Origin of the sequence: Nonomuraea indica, from assembly GCF_002850745.1 — a bacterium.
GTDB lineage: Bacteria > Actinomycetota > Actinomycetes > Streptosporangiales > Streptosporangiaceae > Nonomuraea > Nonomuraea indica.
On sequence record NZ_KZ559466.1, the window covers coordinates 155543 to 168870 of the forward strand.

Here is a 13328-nt window from a genome sequence, read left to right on the forward strand (position 1 = left end):
TCGGGTGAGGCGGCCGCCTCCCGGGCGCGAACTCGCGCGTGTCCTGCCCGTGCTCGACCGGCGACCCCCGCGTTGGCGTCCGTGCCCGGGGGCGCCTAAGATCCACCCACGGCACCTACCTCGTCGAGGCACTGACACCGCTCCGAGGACGCGGCCCGCTCGCGGGAGGCAGAGGGCGCAGGGCACGGTAGACGGATGACGGGACGACAGGCGGTCCGATGGCACAAGACACGACGCCGCGCCAGGCGGCCGACCCACGGGTGCACCGCTGGCTGATGATCGTCGGGGCGCTCCTCACCGCCGTCGCCCTGCTGCTGTTGTCGCTGCTCCCCAGCGTGCCGTCCGAGGCGGTCGCGATGGCGGCGTGGGTCGAACGCGGGTACCCGCTCCTGTCGTGGAGCGACGAGCTGCTGTTCTTCGCGGTCGTCTGCTGGGGAGCCGGTGCCCGGGGCCTCTTCGGCGCGCGCCAGGCCGAACCGTCGGTGCGGGTCAACGTGGGGGTGGCCGCTCTCGCGGTCGCCCTCGTCGCCCTCGTCGTCCTGCTGCTCGCGGTGGGACGTCTGGTCTATCCGGTGTTCGAGATCCAGCTGTCGGCCGAGGGTCTGGCACTGCTCGTCAGCTCGTCGTTCGGCGCCCTGCATCTGGCGTTCCTGGGCTTCGCCGTCGCCGCGGTCGCGCTCAGCTGGTCGACACGCGCCGGACTGGCCGGGCGGGCGGGCGGCATCCTCGCCGCGGCCGCGTTCGTCGTCGGCTCCTTCCCCTGGCTGACACCGAACTGGTGGAACTCCCTGGTCGCGGTGCTGGTCGCCGTGTGGGGCGTGCTCCTCGCCCTCGCCACCGTGACCCGCACCGGCAGTCCCGGCGACAAGGGCGGGATCTAGCGCAGCCGGGCCGCCTTGAGTCCCAGGTGGACGGCGAGGCGGGCGTCGCCGTCGGACAGGTCGCGGCCCAGCAGCCGCTCGGCCTTGCCGAGCCGGTAGTAGAGCGTCTGGCGGTGGATGCCCAGCTCGGCCGCCGCCTTCTGGGCGTGGCCGCCGAGGTCGAGGTAGGTCTCCACGGTGTGGGCCAGCTCGGCGTCGAGCGCGGCCGTCTCGTCGGCCAGCTCCCGCAGGTCGGCCTGGCCGAGCCTGGCCAGCAGGCGGTGCACGCCGAGGTCGTCCCAGCGGGCCACGGGCGCGAAGCGGGGGAAGTGCTCGGCGATGCGCAGCGCCTGGCGCGCCTCCCGCCAGCTCTGCCACGCCTCGCCGGGGTCGTCGCGGGCGGCGCCGAGGCCGGCCGCGGTGCCGTACGCTCCCTGCACGCTCCGCGCGACCTCGGCGGCCAGGTGGGCGGGGGCGAGCAGGGCGACCGGCGAGCCGGAGCGGGCGAGCACGCCGCGCGGCAGCGTCCACAGGGCGGCGACGCGGTCGTGCGCCTCCCGCACGGCGATGGCGACGACGGGACCCCGCAGCTCGCCGTACAGCTCCTGGGAGACCTCGGCGCGCTCGTCGGGGTCGGCCGACAGCAGCGCCCGCAGGCCGTGTCCGACGTCGCGGCGCGAGCGCGCCTCGCGGGCGAGCGCGGCGGCGGCGCGCGCGACGAGCGGCTCGGCCCGCCGCAGCGCGTCGTCGGTGAGGCTGCCGGAGTCGAGCAGCCACAGGTAGCCGTAGGTCACGTCCTGGTGCCGCAGCGGCCAGCAGACGCGGGCCAGCACCTTCAGGTCGGCGTCGGCCGGGATGCGCACGGGATGGCCGGCGCGGGCGATGCCGTAGCGCTCGAAGTAGTCGCGCACCTCGGGGGTGGCGCGGCGGCGCAGGATCGACTCCTGGCGCACGGTGTCGATGTCGCCGTGCTGGGCGCCGTACGCGAGCAGCCGGAAGGTACGGTCCTCCAGCGTCGCGGACGCCCCGAGCACGCGGGCGATCTCGTCGACGGTCTCCTGCAGATCAGCGGAATTGTCCATGTGTATGACAGCCTGCCACACCGGGCGTTACGCGCGTCGATGGCCCGGTCTGAGCTGCGGTTTTAGGCTGGACGCATGCTGGGTCAACTGCTACTCGCCACATCCCGGAGCGCCCTGGTGCGCCGCTCCGTGACGGGGTTCCCGCTCACCCGCAAGGTGGTCGACCGGTTCGTCGCCGGTGAGACCGCCGGGCAGGCGCGCGACGCCGTCGAACGGCTCAGCGACATGAAGCTGGCCGTCACCGTCGACCATCTCGGTGAGGAGACGCTCGACGCCGGCGCCGCCGCGGCCACCGCGAAGGCGTACGTGACACTGCTGGAGGAGCTGCGCCCGCTGCGCCTGGGCGACCGGGCCGAGGTGTCGGTGAAGCTGTCGGCCGTCGGCCAGCGGCTCGACGAGGCGATGGCGCTCGGGCACGCCCGCGAGATCTGCGCGGCCGCCGCGGCGGGCGGCTCGTCGGTGACGCTCGACATGGAGGACCACACGACGGTCGACTCGACGCTGCGCATCCTGCGCGCGCTGCGCGAGGACCACCCGTCGACCGGCGTGGCGATCCAGGCGTACCTGCTGCGCAGCGAGGACGACTGCCGCGAGCTGGCCGGCGAGGGCAGCCGGGTACGGCTGGTGAAGGGCGCCTACCGCGAGCCCGCCTCGGTCGCCCACCAGAGCAAGGCGGCCGTCGACCGGGCGTACGTGCGATGCCTGCGGATCCTCATGGCGGGGAAGGGGTATCCCATGGTGGCGACGCACGACGACCGGCTCATCGCGGTCACCGAACTCCTCGCCGACCGCTTCGGCCGCGCGATCGGCGACTACGAGTACCAGATGCTGTACGGCATCCGGACCGACCGGCAGCAGGCCCTGGCCGGGGCCGGCCACACGGTCCGCGTCTACGTTCCCTACGGCGACGACTGGTACGGCTACTTCATGCGCCGGCTGGCCGAGCGCCCCGCCAACGTCGCCTTCTTCCTTCGTGCCCTTGGGGGTAAGTGAAATGGACGCCATCAGCAACGTGCCCGCCCCCGCCAACGAGCGGGTGTACTCCTACGGGCCGGGCAGCCCCGAACGAGCCGCGCTGGAGGGCCGGATCAAGGAGCTGGCCGGGGCCTCGATCGACCTCACCATGACCATCGGGGGCCGGCAGCGGATGGGTGGCGGCACGCCCATCGACGTGGTGCAGCCGCACAACAAGGCGGCCGTGCTCGGCCGCACGCACGACGCCTCCGCCCAGGACGTCCAGGAGGCGATCGACGCGGCGCTGGCGGCGGCTCCGGCCTGGCGGGCGCTGTCCTTCGACGAGCGGGCCGCGGTCTTCCTCAAGGCGGCGGAGCTGCTGGCCGGGCCGTGGCGGGCGACGCTGAACGCCGCGACCATGCTGGGGCAGTCGAAGACCGCGCAGCAGGCGGAGATCGACTCGGCGTGCGAGCTGATCGACTTCTTCCGGTTCAACGTGGCGTACGCGCGCCAGCTCTACGCCGACCAGCCGATGTCGTCGCCCGGGGTGTGGAACCGGATGGAGTACCGGCCCCTGGAGGGGTTCGTGCTGGCGATCACGCCGTTCAACTTCACCGCCATCGCCGGAAATCTGCCGACATCTGCCGCTCTCATGGGCAATGTCGTCGTCTGGAAGCCGTCGCCGACCCAGCAGTTCGCCGCGCACTTCACGATGCGGCTGCTGGAGGAGGCCGGCCTGCCGCCGGGCGTCATCAACATGGTCACGGGCAGCGGGCAGGCCGTCTCCGAGGTGGCCCTGGCCCACCCCGAGCTGGCGGGGATCCACTTCACCGGTTCGACGGCGACGTTCCAGCACCTGTGGCGCACCGTCGGCACCAACATCGCCTCCTACCGCGGCTACCCGCGTCTGGTCGGCGAGACCGGCGGCAAGGACTTCGTGCTCGCCCACCCGTCGGCCGACGCCGGCGTGCTGTCCACGGCGCTGCTGCGGGGCGCCTTCGAGTACCAGGGCCAGAAGTGCTCGGCCGCCTCGCGCGCCTACGTGCCGCGGTCGATCTGGTCGCGCATGCGCGACGACTTCGTGTCGACGGCCGAGTCGCTGACCGTGGGCGACGTGACCGCCGACCTGTCGACGTTCATGGGCGCCGTCATCGACGGGCGGGCGTTCGCCAAGCACAAGGAGGCCATCGACCGGGCCCGGCAGGCGCCGGGCGTGGATCTCCTCACCGGTTCCTACGACGACTCGGCGGGCTACTTCGTCCGGCCGACCGTCCTGGAGGTGGCGGACCCGGCCGACGAGGTGTTCGTCAAGGAGTACTTCGGGCCGATCCTGGCGGTGCACGTCTACGACGACGGCGACTTCGACGCGGTGCTGGACCAGATGGAGGGCATCGCGCCGTACGCGCTGACCGGCTCCATCATCGCCCAGGACCGTTACGCCATCGCCTCGGCCTCCGACCGGCTGCGCTTCGCGGCGGGCAACTTCTACGTCAACGACAAGCCGACGGGAGCGGTCGTGGGCCAGCAGCCGTTCGGCGGCGCCCGCGCCTCGGGCACCAACGACAAGGCCGGCTCGATCTACAACCTGATCCGCTGGGTGAACGCCCGCACGATCAAGGAGACGTTCGCGCCCCCGGTCGTCACGCCCCCGTACAGGGGCGACATTCCCCAGGCCGGGTTCGAGCAGCCGGACCTGAAGAAGCTCGGCTACTAGCAGAACCCCGCACCGGACGAGACACCCCGGGGCTCCTCATGAGCCCCGGGGTGTCTCGTCCGTCCGGCGTCGTCCGTCCGGCGAGGAGGTGCCGCCGATGTTCTCGCCGGTCCCGCCGGCGCGAGCGTCCGGGACCCGCCGCCCGGCCCGCCTCAGGGCGGGATGAACACCTGGCCGGTCGAGCCCAGCGTGAGGCGGAACAGCTCCTGCTGGCCGGGCGCGAGCCGCGACTCGCGTTCGGGGCCGTGCCGGTGGCGGGCGCGCGGATCGCCGTCAGCGGGCCGTACGGCTCACGCCACCGGCGCGAACCAGGCCTGCATGGTCCGGGGGTCGATCGGCACGGAGATGTGCTCGTGCGTGATCAGCCACCTGTCACCTGACCGCCGGCAACAAACGGTGGACCGTACCCAGATCGCGGCATGGACGCCGTTCTTACGCGTTCCGCTGTCCAGATGCAGCATGTGCGCGTACGCGACGTCTCCACTCGTCACCAGGGTGAGGTGGTGCGTTTCGAGGCCGATGGGGCCCTCGTACTCGTCGAACCACCGCACGAAGTTGCCGCGGACCTCGTCGAGTCCCGCGAACTGGAGAGGGGGGACGACATCGTCGTACACGATGTCGGGAGAGTAGTGGGACATGAGGCGATCGATGTCCTTGGCCCGGCAGGCCTCGACTCGGCTGTCCAAGAGCGCCCTGACCTCGGCGTCGTGCGACGTCATCGCATCCTCCGTTCAGTGTTCGACCGCGGCCGGCTCACCCGGCGGCGGCCTCTCCGGTTCCGGTGGTCCGACGACGCGGCCCGCGGGAATGTGAGGTGCCGCAGGGGCATTGGCTCCATCGAACAGGCAGGAATTGGATCTCCCCACGCGACCGCCGCCGCCCGTAGGGTCATGCCGCCCCGCAACGACCCACTCCGAGGAGCGACCCACGATGTCCTACCCGCCGCCGCGATACGTGCAGGATCACGGGATCGTCAGCGCGACCTACCGGCCGGCCGACACGCCGCCCGACCTCACGATCGGAGTCAAGTCCCGGGTCGGCTACCTGGCGACCGGCGCGAGCACCGACGGCCGGTTCGGTCTCTACCGCTGGGACATGGCCGCGATCCCGAACGGTCCCGGCGCCCACTTCCACCGGACCTTCTCCGAGTCGTTCTTCGTCCTGGAGGGCACCGTCTCGCTGTACGACGGCGAGCGATGGCGGGACGCGACCCCGGGCGACTTCCTGTACGTGCCGCCGGGCGGCGTCCACGCCTTCAGCAACGACTCCGACGCGCCGGCTTCCATGCTGGTGCTGTTCGCGCCGGGGGCGCCCCGGGAGGCGTACTTCGAGGAGCTCGCCGAGATCGTCGCCTCCGGCCGCCGGCTCACCGACGAGGAATGGACGGAGCTGTACGCCAGGCACGACCAGTACGCCGCACCGTGAACCACGGGCGACCCCCGAGCCCGGCGGGGAACGGAGACGCCCCGGGGCACGAGGAGAGCCCCGGGGCGTGCGCGCCGCTCAGCCGCCGATGGCGCACGCCTGGCACGGGGGCTGTCCGCACGTGCACTGCATGATGGCGTCGAGGACGTCGTGATCGTGGTACAGGCACTGGTCCTTGCAGGTGTGGCGCGGGACGAACCCCGGCTGGATCTCGTCGGGCCACGGCTCCCGTCCGTCACGGCACCGGACGAACTGCGCGGGGTCCGTCGAGTGCAGGTCGCGCATGCGGGCGCGTGCCTGGTCCTCCAGGGTCCGCGCCTCGGTCGTCATGGCCTTCAGCTGAGCGGCGAGATCGGAATACTGGTCGTTGCCGGTTCGCACGTGTGCGGCGCGGAGCGCCATCATCGCGTTGCTCAGGAATCGGACAGCGTCCTGGAGGTCTGTCGTGTGGTGCATCTGGATGCCGGTCACGCCTCGGACCCACACGGCGTCGTTGTACATTGAATGATCAACCTTTCGAAGCGGCGGGGGTTTCACGCCGGTCCCGGGCACGGCTCGGCGGAGACGTCTGCATTCGGGGTTACAACAAATATAACGCTATATTTACGGTATGGGCATGAGGTCGAGGTTGCCGCCCGACGGTCGGCGCTCAGCCGAAACCGGCCCTTGACCTGGGCATGGGACGGGAAGCGGCGCGCCCGCCCACGCCGTCTCCCCCATGGCGGCCCCCGCCGATTTTGCCGAAAAATTAATCGGCGGCCTCTTTCGTCCGTCGGCAGAGAAATCCTCTCTTCGCGAACTGCCGAGGTCGCCGGGACGCTTTGTCCCGGAAACCCCGGCAGTCACTTCGGTGTTCGACTATGTCCTTTCGGCTCAGCTCGTCACGGCGCACCGGCCGCGGTCCTCGCTGACGGGCCCCTGCATGTTCGGGCGTACGTCGAAGTCGAAGATCGCGGTGGGCAGGTAGAGCGAGCAGCACGCGTTCGGGATGTCGACGATCCCGCTGACCCGCCCTTCGATGGGCGCCGAACCGAGGAGCAGGTACGCCTGCTCACCGCTGTAGCCCCACCTCTTGAGATACTCCACGGCGTTCAGGCAGGCCCTGCGGTAGGCCACCGTCGCGTCGAGGTAGTAGTTGGTGTCGGTGTCGTGATCGACCGAGATCCCGATGAAGGTGAGGAACTCGGAGTAGCGCGGCTCGACGTTGCCCGGCATGAAGATCGGGTTGGTGGTGACGCCGTACTTCTCCATGCCTCCCTTGATGAGGTCGACATGGAAGTCGATGAAACCGCCCATCTCGATCGCGCCGCAGAAGGTGATCTCGCCGTCACCCTGGCTGAAGTGCAGGTCGCCCCCCGACAGTTTGGCGTCGTTGACGTGGACCGGGTAGAAGACCCGGGACCCTCGGGTGAAGTTCTTGATGTCGTGGTTGCCGCCGTTCTCCCTCGCGGGCACCGTTCGCGCCCCCTCGGCGGCGATCCGCTGCGCCAGGTCGCCGGTCGCCGTGCCGGCGAGGGCCCTGTCGGACAGCGGCGGCAGGCCGAGCGGCGGGACGCGTTGCGGGTCGGTGTCGATGAGCGCCTGTTCCCGGCGGTTCCAGGAGCTGAGCAGCTCGGCCGAGGGCGCTGTCCCGAAGAGGCCGGGGTGGGTGATGCCCGTGTACCGGACTCCCGGCAGGTGACGTGACGTCGCCACCTGGCCGTGGAAATCCCAGATCGCCTTGTAGGAATCGGGGAAGTAGTCGGTCAGGAACCCGCCGCCGTTCTCCTTGGCGAAGATTCCGGTGTATCCCCATCCCTGGCCGGGCGCGTCCCCGACCTCCTGGGGAACCGGCCCCAGGTCGAGGATGTCGACGACGAGGAGGTCTCCGGGCTCGGCGCCTTCGACCCCGATGGGCCCGCTCAGCACGTGGGCGACGGTCAGGTCGACATCCCGTACGTCGTTCGCCGAGTCGTTGTTACCGATCTGGGCGTCCGTCCATTCGCGGCATTCGACGCGGAACTCGTCTCCTGGCCTTACCATCTCGGCAACCGGAATATCCGGGTGCCACCGGTTGTGTCCTGGGGTCGCCTGATCGCTCATCGACTTCGACTGGTCGATACTGAATACCACTTTCGGCATGACATATGCCTTTCTTTGATAGATGACTCCCTTCGTGGACAACCGTTGCCCCTCACCTCTTTTCCAGCTCGGCCTGGCACGTCACGTCCAGCGGGGGCGGTGACGCGTGCCTTCTCCCGCCCTCCGGGGTTCCTCGCTCGTGCTCGGCGTCGCGCCGGCGGGTTCCCTGCCCCGGGTGAGCGGCCACAGGGCGACGAACGCCACCACGCCGAACACCGCGAGGACGATCGCGATGAGGCCGGTGTTGCGCCAGAAGCCGGCAAGGATCATGAATGCCGGGATCGCGGCCGTCACCCACCCCTGGATCGCCGTGACCCAGCCGGTGTACCTGGTGATCTGGGCGCGCTTCAGCCCCAGCAGCACGAAGAACAGACCCCACAGGAACGACCAGTAGAGCCAGATGACCCCGAAGGCCGGATCGCCGAGGATCTGGAAGTTGGCGTAGGAGTATCCGAGCGCCATGACGGCCACGAAGAGCGAGAAGTAGCCGACCCCTGTCGTGTCGAAACCGCCGAGCAGGTTGATCCCCACGTAGAGATAGGTGAACCCGAACAGGTAGATCCCCGAAGCGCCGAGGATCGTGGCCGTGTCGTCCAGAGCGGAGATGATCAGCACCGTGGGCGTGACCACCTGCAGGGCCCCGACGAAGAGATTGAAGACCCCTGCCGCGCGGGCTTCGACCTTTCCCAGCAGCATCAGACCGTTGAGGAAGAGCACCGCACCCACGTACAGCAGTCCAACGGCTCCCATCAACGACACACCTCCTCATGCCCGGGACGGGCGGTGTGGTCCGCGGTACGCACGTGGTGCAGGCGGTGAAGTGGTCACCGTGGCCGGCGGCCCGCAGGCTGCCTCGCCGGTCACGGGCCGAGACCGGTCCGAGTGCCCGCGAACGCGATGTTATGTTGATCAAGGCCGAGGCAGGCGCGACAGCGCCGGATGGGGCGGGCTCTGCCGCCTCCTGGGAAGCGCGCTCGTGACCACCTCGGGTGCTTCCCGGCTCTTCTCCTCGCGGGTGAGTGCCGCGGACATCGCCGGGGACAGCCGGCTGAGGTGCGGCGCGGTGAACAGCCGTCGTGACGCGCCCCGGCACACCGGACAGTCGCGCACCGCCTCGGCGGTCCCGATGGGCAGGCGCACCTCGAACTCCCCGCAGTCCTGACAGCGGTACGCGTAGGTGGCCATCGGCATCCCCCGTGAACGTCGAGCGACATTCCCCGCGCCACAACACCGCACTCATCCTGATATGCGGCGATATGAGCCTTACTTTCAAGGCAACGCCTCAGGCAATCATCATGTCAAGACAAGAGCGCGGAACGTGCGCGGCGGGTAAAGGCCGCCGAACAGGGCATGCGGAAACAACGCCAAAGCTCTCCATGAGTCAATATCCGCGTTCTTTACGGTGGCGGCTCGGGACATGCGACGGAGCGTGACAGCTTGCCCAAGGCTTGATGCGCCGGCAGCCAGGAGAATCCCTTATCCGAAGACGGCCTGGGAGATCGTCAGGCCGACGAACACCGCGCCGAGTCCGGCGACGACCGAGGCGACGACGTTCGCCGCGGCGAGGAAGACCGCCCCCGTCTCGGCCAGCCGCAGAGTCTCGTACGAGAACGTCGAGTACGTGGTCAGCGCCCCGCAGAGACCGGTGCCCACCAGCAGTTGCAGGCCGCCGCCGGCCGCCTGGGCGAGCGCCGCCCCGGTCAGCGCCCCCAGCACCAGCGAACCGATCATGTTGGCGGCGAAGGTTCCCCAGGGGAAGACCGTGTCGTGGCGGGCCTGCACGGCCCGGTCGGTCAGATACCGCAACGGCGCGCCGATCGCGCCCCCGGCCAGCACCAGCAGCCAGTTCATCCCGTCACCTGCCGGCCGCGGCAGGGCACGACCTCCACCTGGTCGAGGACGGCCAGACCCTCGATGGACAGCTCCTCGAGCCGGGGCAGGAACGCGCGGATCTTCTCCTCGGCGTCGACGATGACGACGGCGACCGGAAGGTCGTCGGCCATCGACAGCAGGCGGGTGGTGTGCACGACCTGACCGGCGCCGAAGCCCTCCATCCCGCGGAAGACCGACGCCCCCGCCAGACCGGCGGCGTGGGCCCGGTGCACGATCTCGGTGAACATGGGGCGGTGGTGCCAGGTGTCGGTGTCGTCGACGAGGATCGTCAGGCGCACGGCCCGCCCGGACAACGTCATCTCGTGCCCCTTTCCGTCGTCGTCCGCAGCAGCCGGCGGGTGACCCACACGCCGGCCGTCACCGCGGCCAGCGCCGCGACGACCGTCGCCGCCAGGTAGGCCAGTGCCGGACCGGCCCGGCCGGCGGACACCAGGCGTTCGATGTCCGCGCAGTAGGTGGAGAAGGTGGTGAACCCGCCCAGCACGCCGGTGGCGAAGAACGGCCGCACCCACGCCGGCGCGGTCCACGCCTCGGTCAGCACCACGAGAAGGATCCCGATCAGCAGGCACCCGGAGGCGTTGACGTACAGCGTGGTCCACGGGAAGGCGGTGGCCGGGACGGGCCACACCAGGGCCGCCCCGTAGCGGGCGCCCGTGCCGATCGCGCCACCGGCGGCGATGACGGCGAGCACACCGTAGTGCCCGCGGCGTGCTTCCCGGCGCGCGCCGGCGCCGGTCGCGGACCTCGTCTGACCCGGACGCATCTCTCCCCTTGCGCGCCCATGCCCGACAGGCGTGGGCGTGGGCCGTCATGGGCGTCACCTCTCACCTTAACGTGACGCCGGTCCGCGTGACGTCGGGAGGCGCCGGGGCCGGGCGGCCGACGGGAGCGCTCGTCCGGTGGGAGCGCGCGTCCGGTGGGACGGACCGTCTTTGGTCGCGGGAACGCAGACCAAGGGGCGATGCCGGCGGACGGCCGCCACGCCTAGCGTCGGGCGTCATGACGCACGTCCAGACACCGCAGGCAGCCCGGGTGCACGAGATCGACGCGTTGCGCGGCTTCGCGCTGGCGGGCATCCTCGTCGCGAACATCGGCTTCTTCGCCCACCCGGGGTACGCCCTGGCCGGCGGCCTCCCCATGCACGACGGCCCGGTGGCGTACGCGATCTCCGCCCTGGTCCTGACGAAGTTCTACATCCTGTTCTCGTTCCTGTTCGGCTACTCGTTCACGCTCCAGATGCGGGCGGCGGAGCGGGCCGGCGCCAGCGTCCGGGCACGGACGGCACGGCGCTGTCTGGGGCTGTTCGCGCTCGGGCTGGCGCAGGGGCTGCTGCTGTGGATCGGCGACATCCTCACCCTGTACGCCGCGCTGGGGCTGATCCTGCTGGCCTTACGCGGGATCCGCCCCCGCACGGCGGTGATCGTCGCGGCGGCCGTCATCGGCACGCTGACCCTCGTGTGGCTCGCCCTGGCCGCGCTGGCGACCCTCGACCCCGGCGCCGGCGCCGCGGCGGCGGACCCCGCGGAGGCCGCCCGGATCATGTCCCTGGCCACCGGCGGGCCGCTCGACGTGCTGCGCATGCAGCTGGAGCTCTATCCGCCGCTCGCCGCCTCCATCTGGCTCTTCCAGGGCCCGACGGCGCTGGCCATGTTCCTGCTCGGGCTGGCCGCGGGCAAGAGGAGGCTGCTGGAGGAGCCCGGCCGATGGTGGCACCTGCTCGGCCGGGTCCAGTGGGCCGGTTTCGGCGTCGGCCTGCCCGGCGGGGTCTTCTTCGCCCTGACGAGCGGCTCCGGCGGCCCTGCCGAGGTGCTGGGGCTGGCGGTGAACACGGTCACCTCGCCGTTGCTCACCGCCGCGTACGTGGCGACGCTGCTGCGGGCGGTGCGGCGCCACCCGGCGGTGGGACGCGCGCTGGCCCCGGCGGGGCGGATGGCCGCCTCGAACTACATCGGGCAGTCGCTGGTCGCCTGTCTGGTCTTCACCGGGTACGGGCTCGCCCTCGCCGGGCGGCTGGAGCCGATCGCCGTCATGGGGGTCGCGGCGGCCGTCTACACGGCCCTGCTGGCGCTGAGCGCGTGGTGGCTGCGCTCGCACCGGTGGGGGCCCGTGGAGTACGGCCTGCGCCGCCTGACGAACTGGACCTGATGCGGGCCGCGGCCCGGCGCGTGGCCGCGGGTCGCACCGTGGGCCGGCAGGGGTCAGGAGGTGTGGCCCAGCCCGCGCACCAGCAGGGACGTGGCCTTGGCGATGGTGCCGTTGTCGACCTGGGCGTCCGCGACGCCGCGCCGGACGTAGACGGCGATGATCACCGGCGCGCCGGACGGCGGCCAGGCGATCGCGAGGTCGCTGGCGGTGCCGTAGACGCCCCCGGTCCCCGTCTTGTCGCCGACGGTCCAGCCCTTGGGCAGGCCCGCGAGGATGCGCTCGCGGCCGGTGGTGCTGTCCTTCATCCAGCCGATCAGCCGGCTCCGGTCCTCGGGGACGAGGGCCTTGCCCACGGTCAGCTTCTGCAGGTCACGGGCCATGAACGCGGGCATGATGGTGTCGCGCCGCTCCCCCGGCTTCCAGTCGTTGAGCTCGGTCTCGTAGCGGTCCAGCCGGCCGACCGGGTCGCCGAGCGAGCGGTAGTAACGGGTCATCCCGGCCGGGCCGCCGATCTGCTTGAGCAGCACGTTGGCGGCGGTGTTGTCGCTGGTGGTGATGGTCGCGTGGCAGAGCCGCTCCGGGGTCAGCCCGTTCTCGATGTTCTCCTTGACCCCGGTCACCGGGGAGTGGGCCACCACGTCCGTGGCCTTCCACTTCAGGGTCCGCTCCATCAGGCCGGGGTCGGTGGTGCGGGCCTTGTGCAGGATGGCGCCGCACAGGATCGCCTTGAAGGTGGAGTTGCTGGGGAAGCGCTCGTGGGCGCGGTTGCCGACGGTCCTGCCGGTGCCGGTGTCGATCGCGTACGCGCCGATGTGGCCCTGGTAGGCGGTCTCCAGCTTGCGGAACTCCGCCCGGATGTCGATCTTCGCGTCGGGCGCGGCCTTCGTGACGGCGGCCGTGCCGGCCACGCCGGCCACGCCGGCGACACCGGCCGAGGCCGGGGTGGCGGTCCAGGCGGCTCCGGTGATCGCGGTGGAGACAGCGAGTACGGAGGCCCCCAGCTTGCTGGCGATGCTCCGCGTCCTACGGGGGTGGTGCTGCATGACGGACTCCCTGTTCGCGTTGATGATCGGCGACGGGAGACGAGGAGATCAGAGAGCTCCGGGTCATGTCCAATAGTGATATCGGGATGCG

At 70.9% G+C, this 13328-nt stretch carries 15 protein-coding genes; 5 read left to right on the forward strand and 10 right to left on the reverse strand.

The window, feature by feature from the left end:
- Positions 1-218 precede the first annotated feature (218 nt).
- Positions 219-881 (forward strand): hypothetical protein, encoded by a 663-nt coding sequence (locus tag CXR44_RS00740; RefSeq protein ID WP_101782876.1) that lies wholly within the window; start codon positions 219-221, stop codon positions 879-881.
- Here CXR44_RS00740 and CXR44_RS00745 read toward each other — a convergent pair.
- A complete protein-coding gene (locus CXR44_RS00745; RefSeq protein WP_101782877.1) occupies positions 878-1942 on the reverse strand; it encodes a PucR family transcriptional regulator in 1065 nt (354 codons plus the stop codon). The two genes, CXR44_RS00740 and CXR44_RS00745, sit on opposite strands and share 4 nt — an antisense overlap.
- Before the next feature lie 75 nt (positions 1943-2017).
- Between CXR44_RS00745 and CXR44_RS00750 the strand changes: the two genes are divergently transcribed.
- Both CXR44_RS00750 and pruA read left to right on the forward strand, forming a co-directional pair.
- On the forward strand, positions 2018-2935 hold the full coding sequence (locus tag CXR44_RS00750; RefSeq protein WP_101782878.1) for a proline dehydrogenase family protein: 918 nt from the start codon (positions 2018-2020) through the stop codon (positions 2933-2935).
- 1 nt (position 2936) lies between these two features.
- Positions 2937-4610 (forward strand): L-glutamate gamma-semialdehyde dehydrogenase, encoded by a 1674-nt coding sequence (gene pruA, locus CXR44_RS00755; protein ID WP_101782879.1) that lies wholly within the window; start codon positions 2937-2939, stop codon positions 4608-4610.
- Positions 4611-4900: 290 nt separating this feature from the next.
- On the opposite strand, the gene CXR44_RS00760 is transcribed toward pruA, so the two are convergent.
- Complete coding sequence (locus tag CXR44_RS00760; RefSeq protein ID WP_101782880.1) at positions 4901-5329, reverse strand: YybH family protein; 429 nt, start codon at positions 5327-5329, stop codon at positions 4901-4903.
- Positions 5330-5540: 211 nt separating this feature from the next.
- Here CXR44_RS00760 and CXR44_RS00765 point away from each other — a divergent pair, with 211 nt between their 5' ends.
- Positions 5541-6035: a cupin domain-containing protein gene (locus tag CXR44_RS00765; RefSeq protein ID WP_101782881.1), complete on the forward strand. Its 495-nt coding sequence runs from the start codon at positions 5541-5543 to the stop codon at positions 6033-6035.
- A 78-nt stretch (positions 6036-6113) separates the two neighbouring features.
- Here the strand turns inward: CXR44_RS00765 and CXR44_RS00770 are convergent, their stop codons facing one another.
- From CXR44_RS00770 to CXR44_RS00800, 7 genes are all read right to left on the reverse strand, one after another.
- Positions 6114-6536 carry a hypothetical protein gene (locus tag CXR44_RS00770; protein ID WP_101782882.1) on the reverse strand — a complete coding sequence of 141 codons (423 nt, stop codon included), beginning with the start codon at positions 6534-6536 and terminating at the stop codon, positions 6114-6116.
- A 372-nt stretch (positions 6537-6908) separates the two neighbouring features.
- Entirely contained in the window at positions 6909-8156 is a 1248-nt protein-coding gene (gene fmdA / locus CXR44_RS00775) for a formamidase (RefSeq protein ID WP_101782883.1), read from the reverse strand.
- Positions 8157-8237: 81 nt separating this feature from the next.
- Positions 8238-8906: an AmiS/UreI family transporter gene (locus tag CXR44_RS00780; protein ID WP_101782884.1), complete on the reverse strand. Its 669-nt coding sequence runs from the start codon at positions 8904-8906 to the stop codon at positions 8238-8240.
- Between the two features lie 159 nt (positions 8907-9065).
- Positions 9066-9341 carry an FmdB family zinc ribbon protein gene (locus tag CXR44_RS00785; RefSeq protein ID WP_101782885.1) on the reverse strand — a complete coding sequence of 92 codons (276 nt, stop codon included), beginning with the start codon at positions 9339-9341 and terminating at the stop codon, positions 9066-9068.
- Between the two features lie 291 nt (positions 9342-9632).
- On the reverse strand, positions 9633-10007 hold the full coding sequence (crcB, locus tag CXR44_RS00790; protein WP_101782886.1) for a fluoride efflux transporter CrcB: 375 nt from the start codon (positions 10005-10007) through the stop codon (positions 9633-9635).
- Positions 10004-10348 carry a DUF190 domain-containing protein gene (locus CXR44_RS00795; protein ID WP_101782887.1) on the reverse strand — a complete coding sequence of 115 codons (345 nt, stop codon included), beginning with the start codon at positions 10346-10348 and terminating at the stop codon, positions 10004-10006. Before CXR44_RS00795 ends, crcB begins: the two co-directional genes overlap by 4 nt.
- A complete protein-coding gene (locus CXR44_RS00800) occupies positions 10345-10812 on the reverse strand; it encodes a FluC/FEX family fluoride channel (RefSeq protein ID WP_101782888.1) in 468 nt (155 codons plus the stop codon). The genes CXR44_RS00795 and CXR44_RS00800 overlap by 4 nt, the downstream gene beginning before the upstream one ends.
- A 236-nt stretch (positions 10813-11048) precedes the next feature.
- Here CXR44_RS00800 and CXR44_RS00805 point away from each other — a divergent pair, with 236 nt between their 5' ends.
- On the forward strand, positions 11049-12194 hold the full coding sequence (locus CXR44_RS00805) for a DUF418 domain-containing protein (RefSeq protein WP_101782889.1): 1146 nt from the start codon (positions 11049-11051) through the stop codon (positions 12192-12194).
- Positions 12195-12247: 53 nt separating this feature from the next.
- Here the strand turns inward: CXR44_RS00805 and bla are convergent, their stop codons facing one another.
- Complete coding sequence (gene bla, locus CXR44_RS00810) at positions 12248-13237, reverse strand: class A beta-lactamase (RefSeq protein ID WP_101782890.1); 990 nt, start codon at positions 13235-13237, stop codon at positions 12248-12250.
- Between the last annotated feature and the right edge of the window lie 91 nt (positions 13238-13328).

What these genes read in the sequence shown, in the direction of transcription:
- CXR44_RS00770 (WP_101782882.1), bottom strand. Translation starts at nt 6,536, where the DNA reads ATGTACAACGACGCCGTGTGGGTCCGAGGCGTGACCGGCATCCAGATG.
- bla (WP_101782890.1), bottom strand. Translation starts at nt 13,237, where the DNA reads ATGCAGCACCACCCCCGTAGGACGCGGAGCATCGCCAGCAAGCTGGGG.
- CXR44_RS00750 (WP_101782878.1), top strand. Translation starts at nt 2,018, where the DNA reads ATGCTGGGTCAACTGCTACTCGCCACATCCCGGAGCGCCCTGGTGCGC.
- CXR44_RS00800 (WP_101782888.1), bottom strand. Translation starts at nt 10,812, where the DNA reads ATGCGTCCGGGTCAGACGAGGTCCGCGACCGGCGCCGGCGCGCGCCGG.
- CXR44_RS00780 (WP_101782884.1), bottom strand. Translation starts at nt 8,906, where the DNA reads ATGGGAGCCGTTGGACTGCTGTACGTGGGTGCGGTGCTCTTCCTCAAC.
- crcB (WP_101782886.1), bottom strand. Translation starts at nt 10,007, where the DNA reads ATGAACTGGCTGCTGGTGCTGGCCGGGGGCGCGATCGGCGCGCCGTTG.
- CXR44_RS00745 (WP_101782877.1), bottom strand. Translation starts at nt 1,942, where the DNA reads ATGGACAATTCCGCTGATCTGCAGGAGACCGTCGACGAGATCGCCCGC.
- CXR44_RS00795 (WP_101782887.1), bottom strand. Translation starts at nt 10,348, where the DNA reads ATGACGTTGTCCGGGCGGGCCGTGCGCCTGACGATCCTCGTCGACGAC.
- CXR44_RS00760 (WP_101782880.1), bottom strand. Translation starts at nt 5,329, where the DNA reads ATGACGTCGCACGACGCCGAGGTCAGGGCGCTCTTGGACAGCCGAGTC.
- CXR44_RS00785 (WP_101782885.1), bottom strand. Translation starts at nt 9,341, where the DNA reads ATGGCCACCTACGCGTACCGCTGTCAGGACTGCGGGGAGTTCGAGGTG.
- CXR44_RS00740 (WP_101782876.1), top strand. Translation starts at nt 219, where the DNA reads ATGGCACAAGACACGACGCCGCGCCAGGCGGCCGACCCACGGGTGCAC.
- CXR44_RS00765 (WP_101782881.1), top strand. Translation starts at nt 5,541, where the DNA reads ATGTCCTACCCGCCGCCGCGATACGTGCAGGATCACGGGATCGTCAGC.
- fmdA (WP_101782883.1), bottom strand. Translation starts at nt 8,156, where the DNA reads ATGCCGAAAGTGGTATTCAGTATCGACCAGTCGAAGTCGATGAGCGAT.
- pruA (WP_101782879.1), top strand. Translation starts at nt 2,937, where the DNA reads ATGGACGCCATCAGCAACGTGCCCGCCCCCGCCAACGAGCGGGTGTAC.
- CXR44_RS00805 (WP_101782889.1), top strand. Translation starts at nt 11,049, where the DNA reads ATGACGCACGTCCAGACACCGCAGGCAGCCCGGGTGCACGAGATCGAC.